The sequence below is a fragment of the Actinoplanes solisilvae genome, from assembly GCF_003999975.1.
GTDB classification, from domain to species: Bacteria; Actinomycetota; Actinomycetes; order Mycobacteriales; family Micromonosporaceae; genus Actinoplanes; species Actinoplanes solisilvae.
The window spans coordinates 848901-868905 of record NZ_RJAC01000001.1 but is presented as its reverse complement, the minus strand read 5'-3'; the positions used below and the strand labels follow the sequence as shown (position 1 = coordinate 868905).

Annotated in this window: 21 protein-coding genes; 16 read left to right on the top strand and 5 right to left on the bottom strand. The window is 70.6% G+C overall.

Translation table 11 applies throughout. The features are described from left to right. Positions 1 to 15: 15 nt before the first annotated feature. Positions 16 to 771: a phosphoglyceromutase gene (locus tag EER30_RS04150; RefSeq protein ID WP_127498371.1), complete on the top strand. Its 756-nt coding sequence runs from the start codon at positions 16 to 18 to the stop codon at positions 769 to 771. 58 nt (positions 772 to 829) lie between these two features. On the opposite strand, the gene phoU is transcribed toward EER30_RS04150, so the two are convergent. Further along, positions 830 to 1483, bottom strand: a complete 654-nt coding sequence (gene phoU / locus EER30_RS04145; RefSeq protein WP_127498369.1) for a phosphate signaling complex protein PhoU — start codon at positions 1481 to 1483, stop codon at positions 830 to 832. 365 nt (positions 1484 to 1848) lie between these two features. Between phoU and EER30_RS04140 the strand changes: the two genes are divergently transcribed. Then, on the top strand, positions 1849 to 2994 hold the full coding sequence (locus tag EER30_RS04140) for a sensor histidine kinase (protein ID WP_432417516.1): 1146 nt from the start codon (positions 1849 to 1851) through the stop codon (positions 2992 to 2994). 33 nt (positions 2995 to 3027) lie between these two features. Continuing rightward, the gene (locus tag EER30_RS04135; RefSeq protein ID WP_127498367.1) at positions 3028 to 3711 is read left to right on the top strand and encodes a response regulator transcription factor; all 684 of its coding nucleotides are present in this window, start codon (positions 3028 to 3030) and stop codon (positions 3709 to 3711) included. A gap of 6 nt (positions 3712 to 3717) precedes the next feature. Here EER30_RS04135 and EER30_RS04130 read toward each other — a convergent pair whose 3' ends face one another. After that, the gene (locus EER30_RS04130) at positions 3718 to 4581 is read right to left on the bottom strand and encodes a DUF3109 family protein (RefSeq protein WP_240669736.1); all 864 of its coding nucleotides are present in this window, start codon (positions 4579 to 4581) and stop codon (positions 3718 to 3720) included. 112 nt (positions 4582 to 4693) lie between these two features. Here EER30_RS04130 and EER30_RS04125 point away from each other — a divergent pair, with 112 nt between their 5' ends. Then, on the top strand, positions 4694 to 5515 hold the full coding sequence (locus EER30_RS04125) for a sugar phosphate isomerase/epimerase family protein (protein ID WP_127498365.1): 822 nt from the start codon (positions 4694 to 4696) through the stop codon (positions 5513 to 5515). Here EER30_RS04125 and EER30_RS04120 read toward each other — a convergent pair. Then, positions 5502 to 6038, bottom strand: a complete 537-nt coding sequence (locus EER30_RS04120; RefSeq protein ID WP_127498363.1) for a CGNR zinc finger domain-containing protein — start codon at positions 6036 to 6038, stop codon at positions 5502 to 5504. The genes EER30_RS04125 and EER30_RS04120 overlap by 14 nt on opposite strands. A gap of 119 nt (positions 6039 to 6157) precedes the next feature. Between EER30_RS04120 and EER30_RS04115 the strand changes: the two genes are divergently transcribed. From EER30_RS04115 to EER30_RS04095, 5 genes are all read left to right on the top strand, one after another. Beyond that, positions 6158 to 7075, top strand: coding sequence for a proline dehydrogenase family protein (locus EER30_RS04115; RefSeq protein ID WP_127498361.1), 918 nt, complete (start codon positions 6158 to 6160; stop codon positions 7073 to 7075). Positions 7076 to 7286: 211 nt separating this feature from the next. After that, a complete protein-coding gene (locus EER30_RS04110) occupies positions 7287 to 7499 on the top strand; it encodes a helix-turn-helix domain-containing protein (protein ID WP_127498359.1) in 213 nt (70 codons plus the stop codon). A gap of 245 nt (positions 7500 to 7744) precedes the next feature. Further along, positions 7745 to 7846 (top strand): 30S ribosomal protein bS22, encoded by a 102-nt coding sequence (locus EER30_RS04105; protein WP_007465623.1) that lies wholly within the window; start codon positions 7745 to 7747, stop codon positions 7844 to 7846. 81 nt (positions 7847 to 7927) lie between these two features. Beyond that, positions 7928 to 8986: an NAD-dependent epimerase/dehydratase family protein gene (locus tag EER30_RS04100; RefSeq protein ID WP_127498357.1), complete on the top strand. Its 1059-nt coding sequence runs from the start codon at positions 7928 to 7930 to the stop codon at positions 8984 to 8986. Further along, positions 8983 to 10005 (top strand): lysophospholipid acyltransferase family protein, encoded by a 1023-nt coding sequence (locus tag EER30_RS04095; RefSeq protein WP_205650101.1) that lies wholly within the window; start codon positions 8983 to 8985, stop codon positions 10003 to 10005. Before EER30_RS04100 ends, EER30_RS04095 begins: the two co-directional genes overlap by 4 nt. Before the next feature lie 107 nt (positions 10006 to 10112). Here the strand turns inward: EER30_RS04095 and EER30_RS04090 are convergent, their stop codons facing one another. Continuing rightward, positions 10113 to 11309: a DUF5667 domain-containing protein gene (locus tag EER30_RS04090; protein WP_240669735.1), complete on the bottom strand. Its 1197-nt coding sequence runs from the start codon at positions 11307 to 11309 to the stop codon at positions 10113 to 10115. A gap of 181 nt (positions 11310 to 11490) precedes the next feature. Beyond that, positions 11491 to 12372 carry an ECF subfamily RNA polymerase sigma factor, BldN family gene (locus EER30_RS04085; RefSeq protein WP_240669850.1) on the bottom strand — a complete coding sequence of 294 codons (882 nt, stop codon included), beginning with the start codon at positions 12370 to 12372 and terminating at the stop codon, positions 11491 to 11493. 417 nt (positions 12373 to 12789) lie between these two features. Between EER30_RS04085 and EER30_RS04080 the strand changes: the two genes are divergently transcribed. The 7 genes from EER30_RS04080 (at position 12790) to EER30_RS04050 (ending at position 19996) form a co-directional block, all read left to right on the top strand. Next, the gene (locus EER30_RS04080) at positions 12790 to 14295 is read left to right on the top strand and encodes an AMP-binding protein (RefSeq protein WP_240669734.1); all 1506 of its coding nucleotides are present in this window, start codon (positions 12790 to 12792) and stop codon (positions 14293 to 14295) included. Between the two features lie 33 nt (positions 14296 to 14328). Beyond that, on the top strand, positions 14329 to 14577 hold the full coding sequence (locus EER30_RS04075) for a glutaredoxin family protein (protein ID WP_127498349.1): 249 nt from the start codon (positions 14329 to 14331) through the stop codon (positions 14575 to 14577). 10 nt (positions 14578 to 14587) lie between these two features. Beyond that, positions 14588 to 15229 carry an HAD family hydrolase gene (locus EER30_RS04070; protein WP_127498347.1) on the top strand — a complete coding sequence of 214 codons (642 nt, stop codon included), beginning with the start codon at positions 14588 to 14590 and terminating at the stop codon, positions 15227 to 15229. Between the two features lie 216 nt (positions 15230 to 15445). Beyond that, positions 15446 to 16201, top strand: coding sequence for a redox-sensing transcriptional repressor Rex (locus EER30_RS04065; protein ID WP_127498345.1), 756 nt, complete (start codon positions 15446 to 15448; stop codon positions 16199 to 16201). After that, on the top strand, positions 16198 to 17487 hold the full coding sequence (locus EER30_RS04060) for a glutamyl-tRNA reductase (protein WP_127498343.1): 1290 nt from the start codon (positions 16198 to 16200) through the stop codon (positions 17485 to 17487). Before EER30_RS04065 ends, EER30_RS04060 begins: the two co-directional genes overlap by 4 nt. Continuing rightward, positions 17484 to 18413, top strand: a complete 930-nt coding sequence (gene hemC / locus EER30_RS04055) for a hydroxymethylbilane synthase (protein ID WP_127498341.1) — start codon at positions 17484 to 17486, stop codon at positions 18411 to 18413. The genes EER30_RS04060 and hemC overlap by 4 nt, the downstream gene beginning before the upstream one ends. Further along, complete coding sequence (locus EER30_RS04050; protein ID WP_127498339.1) at positions 18410 to 19996, top strand: bifunctional uroporphyrinogen-III C-methyltransferase/uroporphyrinogen-III synthase; 1587 nt, start codon at positions 18410 to 18412, stop codon at positions 19994 to 19996. The genes hemC and EER30_RS04050 overlap by 4 nt, the downstream gene beginning before the upstream one ends. The last annotated feature ends 9 nt before the right edge of the window (positions 19997 to 20005 follow it).

Genomic DNA, 20005 nt, shown 5'->3' with positions numbered 1-20005 from the left:
GGTGGCTGCGGCAGGATGGAGCCCATGACAGGGACATTGGTGCTGCTGCGACACGGCAACAGCGAGTGGAACGCCAAGAATCTCTTCACCGGCTGGGTCGACGTCGACCTTGACGCCAAGGGTGAGGCCGAGGCCCGCCGCGGTGGCGAGCTGCTGAAGGAGAGCGGCGTCCTGCCTGACGTGGTGCACACCAGCGTGCTCCGCCGCGCGATCCGCACGAGCGAGATCGCCCTGCACATCGCCGACCGCCACTGGATCCCGGTGAAGCGGTCCTGGCGGCTCAACGAGCGTCACTACGGCGCCCTGCAGGGCAAGGACAAGAAGCAGACCCTCGAGCAGTACGGCGAGGAGCAGTTCATGCTCTGGCGGCGCTCCTACGACGTGCCGCCGCCGCCCATCGAGGCCGACTCGCCGTACGCGCAGTTCGACGACCCGCGTTACGCGCTGCTCCCGCCCGAGGTCAAGCCGTCGGCCGAGTGCCTCAAGGACGTGCTGGTCCGCGCCCTGCCCTACTGGTACGACGAAATCGTCCCCGACCTGCGGGCCGGCAAGACCACGCTGGTCGCGGCGCACGGCAACTCGCTGCGCGCGATCGTGAAGCACCTCGACGGCATCTCCGACGAGGCGATCGCGAAGCTGAACATCCCGACCGGCATCCCGCTGCGCTACGACCTCGACGACGACCTGCACCCGCTCAAGCCGGGCGGCGAATACCTCGACCCCGAGGCCGCCAAGAAGGCCGCCGCCGCGGTCGCCAACCAGGGACGATAGATAAGGGCCGGGACGCCCCCGTGGCGTCCCGGCCCTTTCGACCAGGCGAGCGAGAGACTCAGCTCTGGTCGGTGACACGCTCGGCGGTGATGAGGAAGACCAGCTGCTCGCCGATGTTCACGACGTGGTCGGCGTAACGCTCGTAGAAACGGCCCAGCAGCGCGCCGTCGATCGCGGTCTCGGCACCGTACGGCCAGTCGTCGTCGAGCAGGATCTTGAAGAGCTGGCGCTCGAGCTCGTCCACCTCGTCGTCGGCCTGATCTAGCTGCGCCGCCAGCTCGGAGTTGGGCTTGGCCAGCAGGTCGGTGATCTGCTCGGCCATCCGGTCGGCGACCTCGGCCATGCCCTTGAAAACGGGGCGTAGCTCGGCGGGCACGGCCGGCGACGGGTGCCGCCGCTGCGCCGTCTTGGCCACGTGCTCGGCCAGGTCGCCCATCCGCTCGAGGTCGGCCGAGATGTGCAGGGCCGTGATGACCATCCGCAGGTCGGAGGCGACCGGTGCCTGACGGGCGATGGTGTCGGCGACCTTGGTCTCGACCTGCTTGTAGATCTCGTCGACCTCGGCGTCCCGCTCGATCACGCTCTGGGCTGCCTTGAGGTCGGCGGTGAGCAGCGCGGTGGTCGCCTTGCGCATCGCGGCCCGCACCGCCTCCGCCATCGTCACCAGCAAGCGGCTGACCTCATTGAGGTCGGCCTGGAACTCCTCGCGCATGTCCTCGTCCCGGGGGTCGGTGGGGCTGGTCAGGGGCCAACGCTATGCGTACCCGGCGGCGCGTACGTGAACGGCGATGAACGACGCCGGGCGCAGTGGTGAACATTATTCGACGCGCGCCCGATATGTCCGGCTCATCGTAGTGGCCAGGTAAACAATGACCCTACGATCGCTGCGTGGACTTGGCGTACGGCATCCCTCTACTCCTCGTCGCGCTCGTTGCCGGCGCGATCGCGGGGGTGCTGTTCGCCCGCACCCGCGCATCGCAGAGGCCGGCCGAGGCGACCGACCGACGGCCGCTTGAGGGGGGACGCACCATCGACACGGACGAGTCTTCAGGCCGTCTTGGGGCGGCGGGCGGGGCGGTGGGATGGGAGCAGCCGGCCGGCAAGCACGGCATGAAGGGGCTGGGCCGCAAGAGCCTCGACTCGCTGCGTGTCGGGGTGGTCGTTCTCGACGCCGAAGATCATCCCGTGCTGGTCAACCCGGCCGCCCGGGCGATGGGCCTGCTGCGCTCGGGCGGGGCGCCGGGCACGATCGCCGCCCACCCCATTCTGCGAACGCTGGCCGGTCAGGTGCGGCGCACGGGCGTACGCCGTGAGGTTGAACTCGATCTTCCGCGGGGCCGTGCCGGTTCCGCCCACGCCCCGCTCGGCCTGCACCTGCGCGCGGTCGCCCTCAACGCGACCCACGTCGCGGTCGAGGCGGCCGACGTCACCGAGTCGCACCGGCTGGCCCGGGTGCGGCGCGACTTCGTGGCCAACGTGAGTCACGAGCTCAAGACCCCGATCGGCGCGCTTCAGCTGCTGGCCGAGGCGCTGCTCGACGCGACCGAGGTGCCGGCGGCCGAGGCCGACGAGGAACAGTCGGAGGACCTGCTCGCCGCCCGCCGGTTCGCCGAGCGCATCCACCACGAGTCGGCTCGCATGGGCCGCCTGGTCAACGAGCTGCTCGAGCTGACCCGCCTGCAGGGCGCCGAGCCGCTGCCGACCCCCGAGCCGGTCTCGGTCGACTGGGTCATCGCCGAGGTCATCGACCGCACGCGCACCACGTCGTCGGCCAAGACGATCGAGGTCGTCTACAGCGGCCCCAAGGGAGCTACCGTTTACGGCAGCGACAGCCAGGTCGCCACCGCCGTCACCAACCTGGTCGAGAACGCTATCGCCTACTCGGGCGAGGACACCAAGGTCGAAATCACCCTTCGTCAGGGCGACGACTGGGTCGAGATCGACGTCGCTGACCAGGGCATCGGCATCGCGCCCCACGATGTCGACCGCATCTTCGAGCGGTTCTACCGCGCCGACCAGGCTCGTTCCCGGTCGACCGGCGGAACCGGCCTCGGCCTGGCCATCGTCAAGCACATCGCGACCAACCACGGGGGCCGGGTCGACGTCACCAGCACCCTGGGCGACGGTTCGACATTCACCCTGCGCCTACCGGCGCGTCCCCCGGAAGCCCCCTTGCCGTTACCGACGGCAATTGAGATCGAGTCCGGTGCGACCGGGCGTTGAGCCCCGGTAACCCGGAAGATGGAAGGAACCACATTGGCCCGCGTGCTCGTGGTCGAAGATGAGGAGTCGTTCTCCGACGCCCTGTCGTACATGCTGCGCAAGGAGGGTTTCGAGGTGTCGGTCGCCCCGACCGGTACCTCGGCGCTGACGCAGTTCGACCGGACCGGTGCCGACATCGTGCTGCTCGACCTCATGCTTCCCGAGATGTCCGGCACCGAGGTCTGCCGCCAGCTCCGGCAGCGTTCCGCCGTTCCCATCATCATGGTCACCGCCCGCGACAGCGAGATCGACAAGGTCGTCGGCCTGGAGATCGGCGCCGACGACTACGTGACCAAGCCTTACTCGCCCCGCGAACTGGTCGCCCGCATCCGCGCGGTGCTGCGCCGCCAGGGCACCGAGGCGGCCGAGGTCACCACCCCGACGCTGGCCGCCGGCCCGGTACGCATGGACGTCGAGCGTCACGTGGTCACGGTCGACGGCGTCGGCGTGCAGCTTCCGCTCAAGGAGTTCGAGCTGCTCGAGCTGCTGCTGCGCAACGCCGGCCGGGTGCTGACCCGCGGCCAGCTCATCGACCGGGTCTGGGGTGCCGACTACGTGGGCGACACCAAGACCCTCGACGTGCACGTCAAGCGCCTGCGGTCCAAGGTGGAGCCGGAGCCGTCGGCCCCGCGCTACATCGTCACGGTCCGCGGCCTCGGCTACAAGTTCGAGCCGTAGGAAGCCCTACGAATTCGGGGGCGTGGCGGGCTCGCGTCCGCCACGCTCGTGCGGGGCCGCCGCCTTGACGGTGGCCGGGTGCACGGCGACCAGGCCCGCCTTGAGCCGTGCGTCGCAGAGCTCGGCCAATCTCCCGTACGCTGCCTGGCCGATCAGGGCGGTCAGCTCAGGGGCGTACGACACGTACATCGGGTCGGTGCCCACGTGGGCGTCGGGCGACGAGGTGCACCACCAGTCGAGGTCGTGCCCGCCCGGGCCCCAGCCGCGCCGGTCGAACTCGGTGAGCGTCGACTGCAGCAGCTTCGTACCGTCGGGGCGCTTGATCCAGTCTTGCTCGCGGCGCACCGGCAGCTGCCAGCAGACGTCGGGCTTGTATTCCAGCGGGTGCCGGCCGTCGCGCAGGGCCTGGGCGTGCAGGGCGCAGCCGCCGCCACCGGCGAAGTCGGCGTCGTTGAGGAAGACGCAGGGCCCGTCCTCGGACTGGATCGCCGTGCGGCGGGCCGGCTTGGAGCCGTCGATCGTGTCGAGCTCGGTGTAGTTCTTGAACCCCTTGCGGTGGTGCTGCCACGTTTCCGGGGTCAGTTTGGCGGCGGCCGCCTTCACCCTGTTCTCGTCGTCGGCGTCGGTGAAGAACGCGCCGTGCGAACAGCAGCCGTCCTGCGCCCGCCCGGCCACGATGCCGTGGCAGGCCGAGCCGAAGACACAGGTCCAGCGCGACAGCAGCCAGGTGAGGTCGGCCCGCACCAGGTGTTTCTCGTCGTCGGGGTCGAAGAACTCGATCCACTCACGAGGAAAGTCGAGGTCGACCTCGGCCGCGCGGGCGGCTGCCGCGGGGTCCAGGGTGATGCGGATCTGGCTACGGCGGCTCACCTGGGCCAGCGTACGCGCGTGAACGCGGGAAGCCTCCCCCGACGCCCGGTATGAACGTATATACCCGGTCGAGGAGACTGCCTGCGCGACAAACGGGTCTACGCTTGACCACGTGAGTTCCCGCGTCCCCGTGCTCCTGTCCAGCTCGTCGGTGTTCCCCGAGCCGACGGCCGCCGCGTTCGAACTGGCCGCCACGACCGGTTACGACGGCATCGAGGTCATGGTGTGGACCGACGCCGTCAGCCAGGATGCCGGCGCGCTGAAAGGTCTGGCCGACCACTACGACATGCCCGTGCTCTCGGTGCACGCCCCCTGCCTGCTGGTCACCCAGCGGGTCTGGAGCCCCGACCCGTGGGAACGGCTCCGCCGCGCCGCCCAGCTCGCCGAGACGCTCGGCGCCCCCACGGTCGTCGTGCACCCGCCGTTCAGCTGGCAGCGCGACTACGCCAAGAACTTCGCGGCCGGCCTCGCCAAGATCCAGGCGCAGCACCCCGACCTCGCGTTCGCGATCGAGAACATGTTCCCGGTGAAGATGGCCGGCCGCTGGTTCGTGCCCTACACCCCGGGCTGGGACCCGACCGAGACCGGCTTCGACGCGTACACGCTCGATCTCTCGCACTGTGCCGCGTCGCGCATCAACGCGCTGGGCATGGCCGACAAGATGGGCGCCGGCCTCAAGCACGTGCACCTGGGCGACGGCACCGGCGAGGGCCGCGACGAGCACCTGGTGCCGGGCCGGGGCAACCAGCCCTGCGCCGAGCTGCTGCGTTCGCTCTCGGCCCGCGGCTTCACCGGCTCGGTCGCGCTCGAGGTCTCGACCCGCAAGGCCGCGAGCCGCGCCGTCCGCGTGGCCGACCTGCAGGAATCCCTCGACTTCGCCCGCCGCCACCTCGCGCCGGCCGAGAAGGCGACCCCGGCGATTACGCGGGGGTGAGGCTGGCCGCGCGCTTGCGGGCGCGGTGGGCGGCCACGTGGGAGCGGGTCGCGCAGCGTTCCGAGCAGAAGCGGCGGCAGTTGTTCGACGACGTGTCGAGATAGACGTTGCCGCAGCGCTCGTCGGCGCAGATGCCGAAGCGGGCGCTGCCGTATTCGCACAGCCACACCGACAGGCCCCAGACCGCTCCGGCCAGGTATTCGGCGCTGACCGACGAACCGCGGCTGGTCACGTGCATGTGCCAGTCGGAGGCGTCGTGGCCCGAGATGCGCGGTTGCACGGGGAACTGCTCGAGCAGCGCGTTGAGCTCGGTGACCGCTTCGCCGTCGCGGCCGGACGTCCCGTATTCGAAGACGTCACGCAGCCGGCGCTGGGCGCGGCGGAAGACCGCGACATCCTTCTCGACGACCTCGTCGCGCATCCAGCCCTGCTCGTCGACGAACAGCGCCTGCAACCCGGCGAGATCGCCCATCTCCGCGTTGACTAGGTCGACCGCGGTCCGGGCGTACGCATCGAAGTTCACCCGACAAAGGTAGCCGCACCTGGGCCGGGGGGAACATAAGCAATGCGGCTGACTACGCCCTCCGAGGCGGGTGGTGGCACGGTCGCGATACCGGGTGTTCCGGACGATACGCTCGGGTCATGCTCCGTCACCTGCTTCTGGCAGCCGCCGGTTCGGACCGTCTAGGGCGGCTCGTCTCCTCCGCGCCCGTCAGTAAAAATGTCGCTGCCCGGTTCGTCGCCGGCGACGACGTCGACGAGGCGCTGCGCACCGGCCGCGCGCTGGCCGACGACGGTCTGACTCTCACCTTCGAACACCTTGCGGCCGAGACCCGGAGCGCCGAGGAGGCGGTGGCCGTCCGCGACGAATACCGCGGGCTGCTCGGCCGGCTCAAGGGCGCCGGTCTGACCCCGGCCGGCGAGGTCAGCGTCAAGCTCTCGGCGCTGGGCCAGCGGCTCGACGAGGCGATGGCCCACGAGCACGCCCACGCGATCTGCGCGGCTGCGGCCGAGGCGGGCACGACCGTGACGCTCGACGCTGAAGATCACACCCTCACCGACTCCACCCTCGAGATCCTCACCGAGCTGCGCAAGGACTACCCGGGCACGGGAGCGGTGCTGCAGGCCTACCTGCGCCGCACCGAGGGCGACTGCCGCGAGCTGGCCGCCGCCGGCTCCCGGGTGCGGCTCTGCAAGGGCGCCTATGCCGAGCCTGAGTCGGTGGCGTTCCAGTCCCCCCTCGACATCGACAAATCCTTCGTACGCTGCCTCAACGTCCTGATGTCAGGCGAGGGCTACCCGATGATCGCCACCCACGACCCCCGCCTGATCGCCATCGCCGAAGACCGGGCCCGCTGGTTCGACCGCACCGCCGACGAGTACGAGTTCCAGCTCCTGCACGGCGTCCGCGTCGAGGAGCAGGCGAGGCTGGCGGCCGGCGGCTCGGTCGTGCGCGTCTACCTGCCGTACGGGACACAGTGGTACGGCTACGTGATGCGCCGGCTCGCCCAGCGTCCGGGCAACGTGGCCGTTCTCGGACGAGCACTTCTGGGGCGGTAGTCGCCTCAGCGGCAACAATTCGGTCTAAAACGCACCAGAACCGGCGTGTCGGCCTTGACTTTTTCTGACCATTTTCACGGAACGCATCGCGTTGGTCACAGCCGTATCGATACCGTTCTGATGACACGCACGTTCTCCGCCGCGTCGCTCGACCGCCAAGGTCGCCTATCCGTCGCCGCGGCTGCGCCTGCGAAAGGATCGGTGCGACGAGATGACAGGTCCAGCCCAGACCGAGGAAAAGCTCTCGGAGGTGCGGTTCCTGACCGTGGCCGAGGTGGCCGCCCTCATGAGGGTCTCCAAGATGACGGTCTACCGGCTGGTGCACGGGGGTGACCTCACGGCTGTCCGGGTCGGGCGGTCGTTCCGTGTGCCTGAGCACGCTGTTCACGAGTACCTGCGCGGCGCGTTCTCGCAGACTGCCTAGGCGGTGAGGATAATTCAGGGCGGTGAAGACCTGACCGCCTGACCGGAGGCTGAGTGCGGATCAAGGTCGGCCCTGAATGAACCTCAGTCAGCGGGGCCGTTTTGGTTCGGCCGAGGCCGGGCCGGTACGCTGGTGCGGTTGGTTCCCGCGCGCCTCGCGCACGGGGCCGTCGATTCAGATCGGAGAAAGGGTGGCGCCGGCTGGCGCGCTCGCTCCGACCCACCAGGTTTCGAGAGGTTTTCCGTATGGGCTCCGTGGTCAAGAAGCGCCGCAAGCGTATGGCGAAGAAGAAGCACCGCAAGCTGCTGCGCAAGACCCGCGTCCAGCGTCGTCGTCTGGGCAAGTGACCCACTGCCGGGGTTGAACCCCGGCAGGGTGGGCACTTGCCGCTCGATAACGCACCCGTACGCATCGGAAGGTTCGCCTGCGTGACCTCTCCGCCCAGCGTCGTCGTGGTCACCGGAGTCAGCCGTTACCTCGGCGCCCGGGTGGCCGCTCGTCTCGCCGCAGATTCTCGGGTCGACCGTGTCGTCGGCCTGGATCCGCACGACCCGCCCACGGCTCTTCGTGAGCTGCTGGCCGACGTCGAGCTGATCCGGGCCGACGCTCGCGCGGCGTCCGGCGCCATCGCTGATCTGGGCGCCGAGGCGGTCGTGCACCTCGCGGTGACCAGCGCGCCCGACGCGCAGCACGGCCGTGCCGCGATGAAAGAGCAGAACGTCATCGGCACGATGCAGCTGCTCGCCGCCGCCCAGGCCGCACCACGCCTGCGCAAGCTCGTGGTGCGTTCCTCCACGGCCGCCTACGGCGCGTCCTTTCGCGACCCCGGCGTGTTCACCGAGGACACCGAACCGCGAGCCGTGCCCCGCGGGTCGTTCGCGCGCGACATCCTCGACATCGAGGGCTACGTGCGTGGCTTCCGCCGCCGGCGTCCCGAGGTCGCGGCCACCGTACTGCGCTTCGCGCCCTTCATCAGCTCGACCGCCGACACGACCCTGACGCGCTACTTCGCGCAGCCGGTCGTGCCGACCGTGCTCGGCCGCGACGCCCGGCTCCAGTTCGTCCACGTCGACGACGCCCTCGAGATCCTGCACCGCTCGGTCATCGAGGAGCACCCGGGCACCTTCAACGTCGCCGGGGCCGGCATTCTCTCGCTCTCCCAGGCCATCCGCCGGGCCGGGCGCATCTCGTTCCCGCTGCCCGAGGGCACGCTCTCCACGTTCGCCGGGCTCGCCCGCAACCTCGGCGTGGGCCAGATCGGTTTCGACCAGATCGACCTGTTCGTGCACGGCCGCGTGGTCGACACGACCCGCCTGGTCGGCGAGTTCGGCTTCATCCCGCGCAGCACGGCCGCGGCCTTCGACGACTTCATCAAGGGCCACGCCAACGGCTCGTCCATCACCGCCGACCGGCTCGCCGCGGCCGAACATGCCATCCTCGACGGGATCCGCCGGGTGCGCAGCGGCGTCGGAGGTGACTCGCGTTGAGCCAGGACGAATTCCGGGGCATGCTGCCGGGACACGCCGACTTCACCCTGCCCCGGCCGGCCGAGCCGGTGCGGGTCAACGGACGCCGGCCGATCCCGGAGGTGCCGACCATGAACGGGAACGGGCACCACCCTCACCCCGAGCCGTCCGAGCCGCCCGCGCCTTCGCCTGACGCCATCGACGTCTGGGACGAACGGGTGGCCGGCGCCCTCGCCTTCGTCCGTCGCCGTCTGACCGGCGGCTATGAGATCGACGAGTTCGGTTTCGACCCCGAGCTGACCGACGCGGTGTTCCAGCCGCTGCTGCGCGTGCTCTACCGCGACTGGTTCCGCACCGAGGTGTTCGGCATCGAGAACGTGCCCGCCGACGGTGGGGCCCTGGTCGTCGCCAACCATTCGGGCACGCTCGCACTCGACGCGTTGATGCTCGGCGTCGCCATCCGCGACCAGCACCCGCAAGAACGCCACCTGCGGCTGCTCGGCGCCGACCTGGTCTTCCGCATGCCGGTCGTCAGCGAACTGGCCCGCAAGTCGGGCGCGACCGTGGCCTGCAACCCCGACGCCGAGCGCCTGATGAGCTCGGGTGAGCTGGTCGGCGTCTTCCCCGAGGGCTTCAAGGGCATCGGCAAGCGCTTCGCCGACCGCTACAAGCTGCAGCGCTTCGGCCGGGGCGGGTTCGTCTCGGCGGCGCTGCGCACGGGCACCCCGATCGTGCCGGTGGCGATCGTCGGCGCCGAGGAGATCTATCCGATCCTCGCCGACGTCAAGCCGCTGGCCCGGCTGCTCGGCATGCCCTACTTCCCGGTCACGCCGACCTTCCCCTGGCTGGGGCCGCTGGGCCTGGTGCCGCTGCCCAGCAAGTGGATGATCCAGTTCTGCCCGCCGATCCCCACCGAGCACCTGACCGACCTCGCCGACGATCCGATGGTCGTCTACAACCTCGCCGACCAGGTGCGCGAGACCATCCAGGCCACGCTGCTGGAACTTCTCGAGAAGCGGCCCGACCCCTTCGGACTCTGATGGGCGGTTGGTGGAGAGTGACGCCGTCTGCGCCTATAGTGACGAGTGAGGGGCGGCACCGGTAACACCCGGCAACCGCCCCTCGCCACGTCTTCGCGCACTTCCGGCTACTTGCTCCCGAAGAGGTTGCCCAGCAGCCCGCCGAGCGGATCGTCCGCTTCGCCGGTCGGGTCCGGGGTGGCGTCGCCGGGCTCGTCCGACTGCAGCGGCGTTCCGCCGAGCGGCAGGTCGGGCGAGGTCGAGGGCTTGCGCTGGGCCGGCGGAACGGCGTCGGCGCTCTTCGAGGGAGCCACGGCCGAGTCGCTCGGCGCGGGTTCCTTGACGTCGTCCTGGCCGCCGGGTCGGGTGACGACCCGGCTGCCGCTGTGTCCCGGTGAACGCGACGGGGTCTCGTCGGCCGAGTTGTCGTGCGTCGAGCAGTTCTTCAGCTTGGGCCCGAGCGTGTCCGACCCGGCCGCGGCCGCGTTGTCACACTCCAACCCCGTACGCAGGCTCTCGGCCCTTCTGCTGACCGAGTCGAGCAGCGTGGTCGAGGTCTGTGCCCGCTCCTGGTTGGCCGGGGACAGCTTGGACAGCGCCGGTGTCAACGTGCGGCGCTGACCCTCGACGAACGTGTCGATGGCGGTCAGCGGCTTGCTGTCCTTGCGGGCCACCGCCGACGTGGTGAGCAGTTTGACGCCCTTACGCGTGTCGGCGTCCATGTCGTCGAGCACGGCGCCGAATCCGGCGTCGTTGCCGGGCATGGCGACCGCCTCGGCGAGCCGGGTGCGGGCGAAGTCCAGGGACAGCTGTCCCCGGGTGACGTCCGAGCCGGCCATCGCCAGCTGGGCTCGTTCGGTCGAGCGCTTGACCCCGTAGAGGGCGTCGCCCGGTGATGCGTTCTCGCTAGCCGCGGAGATTCCGGAGACCGCCAGCGCGCCGGCGGCGACCCCGATGACGATCGCGCCTCTGGCCCGGATGCGGCCGCCATGGCCGAGAAGTCCGTGGCGCAGCCGACCGGCGGTCGTGCCGGCCCGGACCGCCGCGGGACGCCCGGTGACGGACTCCTCCTCGGCGGCTGCCGCGGTACGGCCGATGCCGTCCCGCTCGGCGGTGGCGACCAGCATGGCCCGCAGCCCGGTGCGGAACTCGGGCTCGACCCGTGCTCCCGGACGTGTCGCGGCCAGGCTGCTGCCGATGGCGACCAGCTCGGCGAGCTGCTCATCGGCCGGGCCGCGGCTGTGGTGCCGACGGCCGCCGGTGCTCTCGTCGAGAAGCTCCGCGAAGCGCTCGGCGCTCCGGCGGTCAAAGAAGTCGAAGTTCACCGCGGGCACCTCCCCTCGCTCGTGAATGTCTCGCCGGCAGCATCGCCGGCGGTCGCGACGAAGCCGGTGGCCGGCAGGGCCGCCCGGGGTCGCACTCGGACAAACGCGCGACACGCCTCCCCGGTTACGGGGGTGAACGGCCGGTATCGGGTAATGGAGATCGACACAGGCAAGCCCCCTCTCACATCTGGAATCCGTCCGGGAGGAGTCGCGCGAGCGCTCTGACCGCGCGATATTGCAGGGCCTTGATCGCACCCTCGTTCTTGCCCATCGTCTGGGCGGTCTCGGCGACCGAGAAGCCCTGCAGGAATCGCAGCACGATGCACTCCTGCTGCTCCGGGTTGAGCTGCTTGACCGCGGTGAGCAGGGCGACGTTGGTGATGTGGTCGACGACCGAGGCCTCGGGGCTGCCCTCGGGGCCACGGGCCTCGCGGTCGGCGTCGAGCACGTCGCCGGTGGTTACCTCGAGGCGGTAGCGGCCCGACTTGAAGTGGTCGGCGACCAGGTTGCGGGCGATGGTGACGAGCCAGGCCCCCAGATCGCGGCCCTGCCAGGTGAAGCTGCCGATGCGCTTGAGCGCGCGCAGGAACGTGTCCGAGGTGAGGTCCTCGGCGAGCTGCCGGTTACCGACCCGGAAGTAGACGAAGCGGAACACCGTGTCGACGTACCGGTCGTAGATCAGGCCGAACGCCTCGGACTCGCCGGCCTGGGCCCGCTCGACCAACGCCCATACTTCGGCGGCGGCGTCCGACGGGTCCGGGCGGGCCGGGTATTTGGGCGGCTCGGAGTCGCGCTGCGGGCCGGTGGTGCTCTGGGCCGGCACGACCACGGTCGTCTCGCCGGGCGCGGTGTCGCCCAGGTTGCTGCGCTGCCCGGCGGTGGGCTGCGCGGGCATCGGCGGCCGGCCGGGCACGGCCACCCGGCCGCCTCCGGGCATCGGCTTGGCGTTGCCGGTCGGCGGGAGGCGGTGACCCGGCGACTCGTTCACGTGGGGGCGGTTGCGGGTGCGCTTGGGTCCGTCCCCCCGGATCGTGTTGACGAGGCCGGTCAGACCGTCGGCGATCCAGCGCTGGTGCGGGTCCCCGGCGTAAACATGACTCACTGCGCCTCCTCAACCCGGCGGCTCTGCTTCGACTGCTGATCCGTCCCGCCAGACAGGGATTCGCAGTGGTTCCGTGCTTTTTGTGGCACAGCGGCCTCCTCGGGATGAGGGGTGATCACTCATAGCAAAACGGGTGAAGTGGCCCGCAATCCTGCCGACCGACCTCACCCAGGGCTGTGGAGTCCGTTACTCAGACGCGAAGTATCACGGACACCGAACACGCGGAGTCGCACATTGTGTGCGCTGCGCAAAAATAGTACGAAGTGGCGCAGACGCGACACAAGGAACGTCTGCCACGATGACCGACACGGGTGTTCCGGCAACGGACTGGCTGTGCGCCGTCCACTTCCGGTGGATGTTGTGCCAGACTCGTGCCTCGTGGACGAAGCAGCCCGCGACCCGGTCGCCGGGGCCGCCGCGAACCGGCCCGACAGCCCCGCGCTGATCACCGGTGAAACCGTGCTGACCTGGTCAGACGTCGATCGGCGAACCACCGCGGCGGCGCACCGCATCGCCGGGCTGGTGCCGCCCGGCGCCCGCGTCGCGATCGTGCTCGCCAACTCACCCGAGTTCGTGGCGACGTATTTCGGCGTGTTGCGCGCGGGGCGTGTCGCCGTGCCGCTCAACCCGGCCTACACCGCCGACGAGCTCGAGTTCGCGATCACCGACTCGGGTGCGGCGCTGATCGTGGCCGAGGACGCGCGTGATCGTCCGGGGTCGTCCGGGCCGCCTCGCGTACGCCCGGAGTTTGATCTCGAAGGTGCGCGGGGTGACCTGCCCGCGGTGTCCGGCGGCGACCTGGCCGTACTGCTCTACACCTCGGGGACGAGCGGGCGGCCCAAGGGCGCGATGCTGACCCACGCGGCGCTCGCCGCCAACCATGACCAGCTCGACGCGATCGACCCGCCGGTGGTCGGCCCCGACGACGTCGTGCTGCTGGCGATGCCGCTCTTCCACGCCTACGGGCTCAACACCGGGCTCGGCTCGGTCGCGCGCCACGCCGCGACCGGGGTCCTGATCGACCGGTTCGACCCGGCTGCCTCCCTCGCGACGATCGCCGAGCGCGGGGTGACCGTCGCGGTCGGCGTGCCAGGCATGTATTCGGCCTGGTCACGGCAGCCCGACGTGGAGATCGCGCTGCGCGGCGTGCGCACCGCTGTCTGCGGCGCGGCCCCGCTGGCCCCCGACGAGATGGCCCGGTTCAGTGCTGCGACCGGCAAAAGCGTCCTGGTCGGGTACGGGTTGACCGAGACCGCCCCGGTGCTCGCGACGACGGCCGTGAGCGACCGCGGCAAGCCCGGTTCGATCGGCCGCCCGCTGCCCGGAGTGTCGCTGCGACTGCGTTCGGCGGCCGGGCAGGTGCTCTGGGAGGACGGCACCGCCTCGCCCGAGGAAGACCTGGCCGAGCTCGACCTTTCCGTCGAGGACGTGGCCGGCACCGACCCGGGCGAGATCGTGGTGCGCGGCGCCAACCTCTTCTCCGGCTACTGGCCCGACGGGCACGGCGGACCCGACGCGGAGGGCTGGTGGGCAACCGGCGACGTGGCCTACGCCGACGCCGACGGCGACCTGCACCTGGTCGGACGGGTCGACGAGCTGATCCTGGTGCACGGCTTCAACGTCTATCCGGCCGAGATCGAGCGGGTGCTCGGCTCGCACCCCGGGGTCGCCGAGTCGGCGGTGGTCGGTGTGCCTGATCACGAGTCGGGGCAGCGGCCGCACGCCTTCGTGGTGGCCGCCATCGACCCCGCTCCCACCCCGGCTGAGCTGCAGGTCTACTGCGCGGCCCAGCTCGCCCGGTTCAAGCTGCCGAGCGTCGAGCTGGTCCGTGAACTTCCCCACTCGCCCACCGGCAAGATCCGCAAGCGAGAATTGCTGAGTTGACCCGCAGCGGAAACAGAAAGAAACCGGTGGAACATGAGCCGAGTGACATTGGTGAGCCGCGACGGATGCCACCTGTGCGAGGAGGCCGAGGTCGTCCTCGACCGGATCCTTCCTGGTCAGTGGATCCGGGTCGACGTCGAGTCGTCGGTCGAGCTCGAGCGTGACTTCGGCGACCGGGTGCCGGTCGTGCTGCTCGACGGCGCCGAGCACGGCTACTGGCGGGTCGAGGAGAGCCGGCTGCTGAGCGATCTGGCGCGACAGCCCGGGGAGCCCCGGCGGTAGGTTGTTCGCCGTGACGCGTACTCACCTTGTCTGGGACTGGAACGGCACTCTCCTCGATGACCTGAGTCTGGTCGTCTCGTCGACGAATGAGGCCTTCACGTCCGTCGGCGGGCGCCCGGTCGACGCCGACGAGCACCGCCGGCTGTTCCGCCGCCCGGTGGCCGAGTTCTACGCCGAGATCCTCGAGCGTGCGGTCGACGAGGAGGAGTTCGGCAAGCTCGACCGCATCTTCCACGACGCGTACCGGCTCGGTCTGACCGACATGACGCTGGCCGCCGACGCGTCGGCGGCGCTCAAGCAGTGGTCGGGCACCCAGTCGCTGCTGTCCATGTGGTTCCACAGCGAGCTGGTGCCGGCTATCGACACGTACGGTCTGGCCGGTGTCTTCACCCGGGTCGACGGGCTGCGTGCCGAGCTCGGCGGGCACCTCAAGGCCGGCCATCTCGCCGAGCATCTGGCCGGGCTGGGGCTGGCCGGCGACCAGGTCGTGCTGATCGGCGACTCGCTCGACGACGCCGACGCGGCCGAGTCGGTGGGCGGCGCGGTCGTGCTCTACACGGGCGGCTTCACCGACCCCACCCGGCTGCGTGCCTCGGGTCGTCCGGTCGCGGACACTCTCGTCGAAGCGGTCACCATCGCTCGTACCCTGTAAGAGGGTGGTCGGTGCCAGGAAAAGCCGGGCATACTTGACCGGTTGGGGCTACTAACACGCCGGATGATCTTTGTCCAGCCGCACTACCAAGATCGCGATTTGTGCACGCCTTCACAAGCGCCTACTCTCTGATGGCGAAGAGCCCCGGTAGCACAGCCGGTTCCAGCCAGGCGCCCGGGGGTTAGCAGGTTCGCCACCTCGTCGGCACGGAGTCAGATGAGCCAGCAGCGTCACGGAAGCACGCCCGGCAACGCCCCAGGCGACCGCGCCGGTGCCGTCGCAGCCTTTCCGGATCTGCCGGAAGCGACGATCGCCCGACTGCCCGAATACCTTCGCGCCCTGCACAACCTGGGCGATACCGGCTCGGACACCATCTCGAGCGAAGGTCTCGCCGCGGCCGCCGGGGTCAATTCGGCCAAACTTCGCAAAGACCTTTCACACCTCGGGTCGTACGGCACCCGCGGCGTCGGATACGACGTGACCCTGCTCATCGAGCAGATCGAGTACGTTCTCGGTCTCCACCAGCGCCGGGCGGTCTGCTTGGTCGGGCTGGGTAACCTCGGCCACGCGCTGGCCGGCTACGACGGCTTCGCCAGCCGCGGTTTCAAGATCGTCGCGCTCTTCGACGCCGACGCGTCCAAGGTCGGCGAGGAGGTCGACGGTCTCACCGTGCGTCACATCGAAGACCTCGGCCGGGTCGCAGTAGAGGAGAACATCGCCATCGGTGTGATCGCCACCCCGGCCGGGGCGGCTCAGGCCGTGGCCGATGTGCTCGTCGACGCGGGCGTGACCAGCATCCTGAACTTCGCTCCCTGCGTGCTCTCCGTTCCTGCGAATGTCGACGTCCGAAAGGTCGATCTCGCTATCGAGCTGCAAATTCTCTCTTTCCATGAACACCGCAAGGCATCGCTGATCGCGCTGCCGGGCGGACGGTCCGCCACGGCGGACGATCAGGAGGCGGTCGGGTCGTGAATCTCCTCAGCGTCGGTGCGTCCTATCGCACCGCCGACGTCGCCACGCTCGAACGGCTCGCCATCGCCGATCACGCGGTCCCCGGACTGCTGGAGAAGCTCGTCGCGCAGCCGTTCATCGGTGAGGCGGTCGTGCTCTCCACCTGCAACCGGGTGGAGATCTATGCGGCGGTCAGCACCTTCCACGGCGGCCTCGGCGACATTTGTAACGTCCTGTCCGAGTTCTCGGGCATCCCGGCCACCGAGCTGGCCGGTCACCTCTACGTGCACTACGACGAGGCGGCGGTGCTGCACTCGTTCCAGGTGTCCAGCGGCCTCGACTCGATGGTCGTGGGGGAGTCCCAGATCCTCGGCCAGCTGCGTGACGCGTACCACGCCGCTACCGAGTCCGACACGGCCGGCCGCCTGCTGCACGAGCTGATGCAGCAGGCGCTGCGGGTCGGCAAGCGGGCGCACACCGAGACCGGCATCGACCGGGCCGGGCAGAGCGTGGTGACCGCCGCGCTCGAGGTGGCCGAGGCCGAGCTGGGCGACCTGACCGGGCGTAAGGCGCTGGTGATCGGCGCGGGCGCGATGGGTGCGCTGTCGGTCGCGACCCTGACCCGGGCCGGCGTCGGGCCGCTGCGTCTCACCAACCGCAGCGCCGCGCGGGCCGATCGGCTCGCCGAGGCGTACGGTGCCGTGGCCGTTCCCTACGACGAGCTCGACGCGGCGTTGAAGGACGCTGACCTGGTCGTCTCGGCCACCGCGTCGACCGAGCCGGTGCTGACCCGCGCCCGTCTCGAGGCCGCCGCGCCCCTGGTCGTACTCGACCTGGCCGTCCCGCGCGACGTCGCCCCCGACGCGGCCGGCCTGCCCGGCGTGACCGTGATCGACATCGACAGCCTGGCCGCCACCCGCCGTTCGATGCCGGCCGCCGCCGAGACCTCCGCCGTCGAACAGATCGTCGCGAGCGAGGTCGACCACTTCCTCGGCTGGATGCGCGGCGCCGAGGTCGCGCCGACCGTGGCCGCCCTGCGCACCCGCGCCGAGGACGTCGTCACGGGCGAGCTGCGCAAGCTCTACTCCCGCCGCTCGGAATTCACCGAGGAGCAACGAGCCGACGTTTCCCGTACGCTGCATCGCGTCGTTCAGCAACTGCTGCACTCGCCGACCGTGCGGGTGCGCCAGCTCGCCGCCGAGCCCGGTGGCGACCAGTACGCCGCCCTGCTTCGCGAGCTGTTCGACCTGGACGTGCCGCACGCCACACCGGCGAACGCGGTTCCCGAGATCGGAGGAGAACGGTGACTACGCCTCTGCGCCTGGGCACCCGGGGCAGCGCGCTGGCGCTCGCCCAGTCCCAGCAGACCGCGGACGCGCTGACCGCCGCCACCGGCCGCCCCGTCGAGCTGGTGCGCATCGTCACTACCGGCGACCGCTCCTCGGCCCCGGTTGCCCAGCTCGGAGTGGGTGTCTTCGTCTCGGCGCTGCGCGACGCGCTGCTCGCCAACGAGATCGACTTCGCCGTCCACTCGTATAAGGACCTGCCCACCGCCGCCCACCCCGGGCTGCACATCGCGGCCATCCCGCCGCGTCAGGACCCGCGCGATGTGCTGATCACCAAGGGTGACCGGCTGCTCGCCGAGCTGCCTCCGGGGGCCACCGTGGGCACCGGCGCGGTGCGCCGAATCGCGCAACTGCGGGCTTTGGGCCTAGAGTTGCAGGTCACGCCGATCCGCGGGAATGTCGACACCCGGATCGCCCGGGTCAGAGGGCCCGAGGCCGATCTGGACGCCGTCGTTCTCGCCCGGGCCGGCGTGGCGCGTCTCGGCCGGACGGCCGAGATCACCGAGACGCTCGACCCGATGCTCATGCTGCCCGCCCCTGCCCAGGGCGCGCTGGCGGTGGAGTGCCGGGCCGACGACGCCGACCTGGTCGAGTTGCTGGCCGCGCTCGACCACGCACCGTCCCGGGCCGCCGTCCTGGCGGAACGGGCGTTGCTCGCCACGCTTGAGGCCGGGTGCTCCGCTCCGGTCGCGGCTTACGCCGAGCTCGCCGAGGGCGAGACCGGCGACGAGATTTATCTGCGCGGTGCGGTGATCAGCCCGGATGGGGTTCGAGACATCCGGCTGTCGCGCACCGGAACGCCCGCCGACGCGGCGGAGATCGGAAAGGCTCTTGCCGCCGATCTTCTCGACGCCGGCGCTGACACCCTGATCGGGAGCACAGAATGACCACCCGCACCGCCCGCAAGCCAGCAGGACGCATCGCGTTCGTCGGCGCCGGACCCGGCGACCCGGAACTGCTGACCCGCCGCGCGCACGCCGCGCTCACCGATGCCGACCAGGTGGTCTTCGACCGAGGTGTCCCCGAGTCCCTGCTGACCGCGATCCGCGCCGAGGCCAAGGCCGACGCGCAGTTCAGCCCGGCCGAGGGTGCGCCCGGCGACGTCGCCAAGGTGCTGCTCTCCGCGGCCAAGTCGGGTCTGTCCGCCGTGCACCTGGTGGCCGGCGACCCGTTCGGCAGCGAGTCCGTGGTCAAGGAGGTGCAGGCGGTCGCCCGCACCGCGGTGCACTTCGAGGTCGTGCCCGGCCTCGGCCAGGCCGAAGGGGTCGCCACCTACGCCGGTGTGCCCCTGCCCGGCGTACGGGTCACGGCCGACGTCGGTGACGTCACCGCTCTCGATTTCGACGCTCTCGCCACCGCCGCTCTCAAGGGTTCCTTCGCGGTCGCGGTGGACGCCGGCGACCTCGCCGCGGTGCGTGACGGCCTGCTCGCCGCGGGCGTCGAGCCCGGCACCCCGGTCGCGGTGACCGGCGACGGCACCGGCGAGACGCAGTACACGACCACGTCCACGGTCGACAGCTTCGTCGCCGCCGCCCTCGGTTTCACCGGGCGCGTGGTGCTGACCGTCGGCTCCGAGGTCTCCGAGCGCGACACCCTGAGCTGGTGGGAGAACCGCCCGCTGTACGGCTGGAAGGTCCTGGTGCCGCGCACCAAGGAGCAGGCCGGCGCGATGAGCGCCCGGCTGCGGGCCTACGGCGCGATCCCGTGCGAGGTGCCGACCATCGCGGTCGAGCCCCCGCGCACCCCGGCCCAGATGGAGCGCGCGGTCAAGGGCCTGGTCGACGGCCGGTACGCCTGGGTCGTCTTCACCTCGGTCAACGCGGTCCGCGCGGTCTGGGAGAAGTTCGACGAGCACGGTCTCGACGCCCGCCACTTCGGCGGCGTGAAGATCGCGTGTATCGGTGAGGCCACCGCCGAGGCCGTCCGTGCCTTCGGCATCCAGCCCGAGCTCGTGCCGGCCGACGACCAGTCGAGCGAGGGCCTGCTGGCCGAGTTCTCGCCGCACGACGAGATCCTCGACCCGGTCGGCCGGGTGCTGCTGCCGCGCGCCGACATTGCCACCGAGACGCTGGCCGCCGGCCTGATCGAGCGGGGCTGGGAGGTGGACGACGTGACCGCCTACCGCACCGTGCGGGCCGCGCCGCCGCCGGCCGAGATCCGCGACGCGATCAAGTCGGGCGGTTTCGACGCGGTGCTCTTCACCTCGTCCTCCACCGTACGCAACCTGGTCGGCATCGCCGGCAAGCCGCACGCCCGCACGGTCGTCGCGGTCATCGGCCCCAAGACCGCCGAGACGGCCACCGAGTTCGGCCTGCGCGTCGACGTCCAGCCCCAGCACGCCAGCGTGCCGGACCTGGTCGAGGCGCTGGCGTCGTACGCGGTGGAGCTTCGCGAGAAGCTGGCGGCCATGCCGGCTAAGCAGCGTCGCGGCTCCAAGGTCCAGGGCCCCACCGCCCTCCGGTTCCGCTAAGGACTGATC

Bases quoted from the DNA above. Each gene is read 5' to 3' on its own strand.
- EER30_RS04150 (WP_127498371.1), top strand. From the start codon at position 16: ATGGAGCCCATGACAGGGACATTGGTGCTGCTGCGACACGGCAACAGC.
- phoU (WP_127498369.1), bottom strand. From the start codon at position 1,483: ATGCGCGAGGAGTTCCAGGCCGACCTCAATGAGGTCAGCCGCTTGCTG.
- EER30_RS04115 (WP_127498361.1), top strand. From the start codon at position 6,158: ATGCTCCGTCACCTGCTTCTGGCAGCCGCCGGTTCGGACCGTCTAGGG.
- EER30_RS04110 (WP_127498359.1), top strand. From the start codon at position 7,287: ATGACAGGTCCAGCCCAGACCGAGGAAAAGCTCTCGGAGGTGCGGTTC.
- EER30_RS04105 (WP_007465623.1), top strand. From the start codon at position 7,745: ATGGGCTCCGTGGTCAAGAAGCGCCGCAAGCGTATGGCGAAGAAGAAG.
- EER30_RS04075 (WP_127498349.1), top strand. From the start codon at position 14,329: ATGAGCCGAGTGACATTGGTGAGCCGCGACGGATGCCACCTGTGCGAG.
- EER30_RS04065 (WP_127498345.1), top strand. From the start codon at position 15,446: ATGAGCCAGCAGCGTCACGGAAGCACGCCCGGCAACGCCCCAGGCGAC.
- EER30_RS04050 (WP_127498339.1), top strand. From the start codon at position 18,410: ATGACCACCCGCACCGCCCGCAAGCCAGCAGGACGCATCGCGTTCGTC.